3 tRNA genes, 1 rRNA gene and 1 other annotated feature are annotated in these 4,356 nt (G+C 52.0%); all 4 genes read left to right on the top strand.

The annotated features are described in order from the left end of the window. Positions 1-3,796, top strand: a sequence feature (most likely nonfunctional fraction of RNA operon). A gap of 111 nt (positions 3,797-3,907) precedes the next feature. The 4 genes from rrf (at position 3,908) to AC1DEF_RS28955 (ending at position 4,284) form a co-directional block, all read left to right on the top strand. After that, positions 3,908-4,023: ribosomal RNA gene (gene rrf, locus AC1DEF_RS28970) — 5S ribosomal RNA — on the top strand. 9 nt (positions 4,024-4,032) lie between these two features. Continuing rightward, positions 4,033-4,107, top strand: a tRNA-Asn gene (locus tag AC1DEF_RS28965). Positions 4,108-4,110: 3 nt separating this feature from the next. Then, positions 4,111-4,185 (top strand) — tRNA-Glu (locus AC1DEF_RS28960). Between the two features lie 23 nt (positions 4,186-4,208). Continuing rightward, positions 4,209-4,284, top strand: a tRNA-Val gene (locus AC1DEF_RS28955). Positions 4,285-4,356 lie beyond the last annotated feature (72 nt).

The raw sequence follows: 4,356 nt of genomic DNA, 5'->3' as shown, positions 1-4,356 counted from the left end.
ACGATGCATAGCCGACCTGAGAGGGTGATCGGCCACACTGGGACTGAGACACGGCCCAGACTCCTACGGGAGGCAGCAGTAGGGAATCTTCCGCAATGGACGAAAGTCTGACGGAGCAACGCCGCGTGAGTGATGAAGGCTTTCGGGTCGTAAAACTCTGTTGTTAGGGAAGAACAAGTACAAGAGTAACTGCTTGTACCTTGACGGTACCTAACCAGAAAGCCACGGCTAACTACGTGCCAGCAGCCGCGGTAATACGTAGGTGGCAAGCGTTATCCGGAATTATTGGGCGTAAAGCGCGCGCAGGCGGTTTCTTAAGTCTGATGTGAAAGCCCACGGCTCAACCGTGGAGGGTCATTGGAAACTGGGGAACTTGAGTGCAGAAGAGAAAAGCGGAATTCCACGTGTAGCGGTGAAATGCGTAGAGATGTGGAGGAACACCAGTGGCGAAGGCGGCTTTTTGGTCTGTAACTGACGCTGAGGCGCGAAAGCGTGGGGAGCAAACAGGATTAGATACCCTGGTAGTCCACGCCGTAAACGATGAGTGCTAAGTGTTAGAGGGTTTCCGCCCTTTAGTGCTGCAGCTAACGCATTAAGCACTCCGCCTGGGGAGTACGGTCGCAAGACTGAAACTCAAAGGAATTGACGGGGGCCCGCACAAGCGGTGGAGCATGTGGTTTAATTCGAAGCAACGCGAAGAACCTTACCAGGTCTTGACATCCTCTGACAACTCTAGAGATAGAGCGTTCCCCTTCGGGGGACAGAGTGACAGGTGGTGCATGGTTGTCGTCAGCTCGTGTCGTGAGATGTTGGGTTAAGTCCCGCAACGAGCGCAACCCTTGATCTTAGTTGCCAGCATTTAGTTGGGCACTCTAAGGTGACTGCCGGTGACAAACCGGAGGAAGGTGGGGATGACGTCAAATCATCATGCCCCTTATGACCTGGGCTACACACGTGCTACAATGGATGGTACAAAGGGCTGCAAGACCGCGAGGTCAAGCCAATCCCATAAAACCATTCTTATGTTGTACCATTTATTCGCTAATGGTTAAGTTAGAAAGGGCGCACGGTGAATGCCTTGGCACTAGGAGCCGATGAAGGACGGGACTAACACCGATATGCTTCGGGGAGCTGTAAGTGAGCTTTGATCCGGAGATTTCCGAATGGGGAAACCCACTGTTCGTAATGGAACAGTATCTTTATCTGAATACATAGGATATTGAAGGCAGACCCGGGGAACTGAAACATCTAAGTACCCGGAGGAAGAGAAAGCAAATGCGATTTCCTGAGTAGCGGCGAGCGAAACGGAATTAGCCCAAACCAAGAGGCTTGCCTCTTGGGGTTGTAGGACACTCTATACGGAGTTACAAAGGAACGAAGTAAATGAAGCGACCTGGAAAGGTCCGTCGAAGAAGGTAACAACCCTGTAGTTGAAACTTCGTTCCCTCTTGAGTGGATCCTGAGTACGGCGGAACACGTGAAATTCCGTCGGAAGCTGGGAGGACCATCTCCCAAGGCTAAATACTACCTAGTGACCGATAGTGAACCAGTACCGTGAGGGAAAGGTGAAAAGCACCCCGGAAGGGGAGTGAAAGAGATCCTGAAACCGTGTGCCTACAAGTAGTCAGAGCCCGTTAAYGGGTGATGGCGTGCCTTTTGTAGAATGAACCGGCGAGTTACGATCCCATGCAAGGTTAAGCTGATAAGGCGGAGCCGTAGCGAAAGCGAGTCTGAATAGGGCGTTTAGTATGTGGTTGTAGACCCGAAACCAGGTGATCTACCCATGTCCAGGGTGAAGTTCAGGTAACACTGAATGGAGGCCCGAACCCACGCACGTTGAAAAGTGCGGGGATGAGGTGTGGGTAGCGGAGAAATTCCAATCGAACCTGGAGATAGCTGGTTCTCTCCGAAATAGCTTTAGGGCTAGCCTCATGTTGTAAGAGTCTTGGAGGTAGAGCACTGATTGGACTAGGGGCCCCCAACGGGTTACCGAATTCAGTCAAACTCCGAATGCCAAAGACTTATCCATGGGAGTCAGACTGCGAGTGATAAGATCCGTAGTCAAAAGGGAAACAGCCCAGACCACCAGCTAAGGTCCCCAAGTATACGTTAAGTGGAAAAGGATGTGGAGTTGCTTAGACAACCAGGATGTTGGCTTAGAAGCAGCCACCATTTAAAGAGTGCGTAATAGCTCACTGGTCGAGTGACTCTGCGCCGAAAATGTACCGGGGCTAAACGTATCACCGAAGCTGTGGATTGACATCTTTGATGTCAGTGGTAGGAGAGCGTTCTAAGTGCWGYGAAGTCAGACCGTAAGGACTGGTGGAGCGCTTAGAAGTGAGAATGCCGGTATGAGTAGCGAAAGACAAGTGAGAATCTTGTCCACCGAATGCCTAAGGTTTCCTGAGGAAGGCTCGTCCGCTCAGGGTTAGTCGGGACCTAAGCCGAGGCTGAAAAGCGTAGGCGATGGCCAACAGGTTGATATTCCTGTACCACCTCCCCGCCGTTTGAGTAATGGGGGGACGCAGTAGGATAGGGTAAGCGCGCTGCTGGATATGCGCGTTCAAGCAGTTAGGCTGATGAGTAGGCAAATCCGCTCATCATRAAGGCTGAGCTGTGATGACGAGGGAATTATAGTACCGAAGTTCCTGATTCCACACTGCCAAGAAAAGCCTCTAGCGAGGCGGGAGGTGCCCGTACCGCAAACCGACACAGGTAGGCGAGGAGAGAATCCTAAGGTGATCGAGAGAACTCTCGTTAAGGAACTCGGCAAAATGACCCCGTAACTTCGGGAGAAGGGGTGCTCTGGTAGGGTGTATAGCCCGAGAGAGCCGCAGTGAATAGGCCCAGGCGACTGTTTAGCAAAAACACAGGTCTCTGCGAAGCCGCAAGGCGAAGTATAGGGGCTGACGCCTGCCCGGTGCTGGAAGGTTAAGAGGAGGGGTTATCCTTTGGGAGAAGCTCTGAATCGAAGCCCCAGTAAACGGCGGCCGTAACTATAACGGTCCTAAGGTAGCGAAATTCCTTGTCGGGTAAGTTCCGACCCGCACGAAAGGCGTAACGATCTGGGCACTGTCTCAACGAGAGACTCGGTGAAATTATAGTACCTGTGAAGATGCAGGTTACCCGCGACAGGACGGAAAGACCCCGTGGAGCTTTACTGTAGCCTGATATTGAATTTTGGTACAGCTTGTACAGGATAGGTAGGAGCCTGAGAAGCCGGAGCGCTAGCTTCGGTGGAGGCGTCGGTGGGATACTACCCTGGCTGTATTGAAATTCTAACCCGCGGCCCTRATCGGGCCGGGAGACAGTGTCAGGTGGGCAGTTTGACTGGGGCGGTCGCCTCCTAAAATGTAACGGAGGCGCCCAAAGGTTCCCTCAGAATGGTTGGAAATCATTCGTAGAGTGTAAAGGCACAAGGGAGCTTGACTGCGAGACCTACAAGTCGAGCAGGGACGAAAGTCGGGCTTAGTGATCCGGTGGTTCCGCATGGAAGGGCCATCGCTCAACGGATAAAAGCTACCCCGGGGATAACAGGCTTATCTCCCCCAAGAGTCCACATCGACGGGGAGGTTTGGCACCTCGATGTCGGCTCATCGCATCCTGGGGCTGTAGTCGGTCCCAAGGGTTGGGCTGTTCGCCCATTAAAGCGGTACGCGAGCTGGGTTCAGAACGTGAGATTTCCCATAGCGCAAGCTAGTAAGATCCCTGAAAGATGATCAGGTTGATAGGTCAGAGGTGGAAGCGTGGCGACATGTGTAGCTGACTGATACTAATCGATCGAGGACTTAACCAAACTTTTAAAAGCGTAAGCTTTACTCAGCAAACTGTTACCTAGTTTTGAGAGAACAAAACTTTTTCAAAAAAAGTCTTGCTTTCTTTATCAAAACATGTATAATATAATATGTCTGGTGGCGATAGCGAAGAGGTCACACCCGTTCCCATACCGAACACGGAAGTTAAGCTCTTTAGCGCCAATGGTAGTTGGGACTTTGTCCCTGTGAGAGTAGGACGTTGCCAGGCTATTATTATTCCACAGTAGCTCAGTGGTAGAGCTATCGGCTGTTAACCGATCGGTCGTAGGTTCGAGTCCTACCTGTGGAGCCAACTGGCCCGTTGGTCAAGCGGTTAAGACACCGCCCTTTCACGGCGGTAACACGGGTTCGAATCCCGTACGGGTCACCATTTGTTTTTATCTACATAATAGTGGAGGATTAGCTCAGCTGGGAGAGCACCTGCCTTACAAGCAGGGGGTCGGCGGTTCGATCCCGTCATCCTCCACCACCGTGCCGGTGTAGCTCAACTGGTAGAGCAACTGACTTGTAATCAGTAGGTTGGGGGTTCAAGTCCTCTTGC

The organism is Priestia sp. 10L35 (assembly GCF_056395685.1).
Note: the sequence above shows the minus strand (reverse complement) of the source record. Positions and strands in the feature narration are given on the sequence as shown.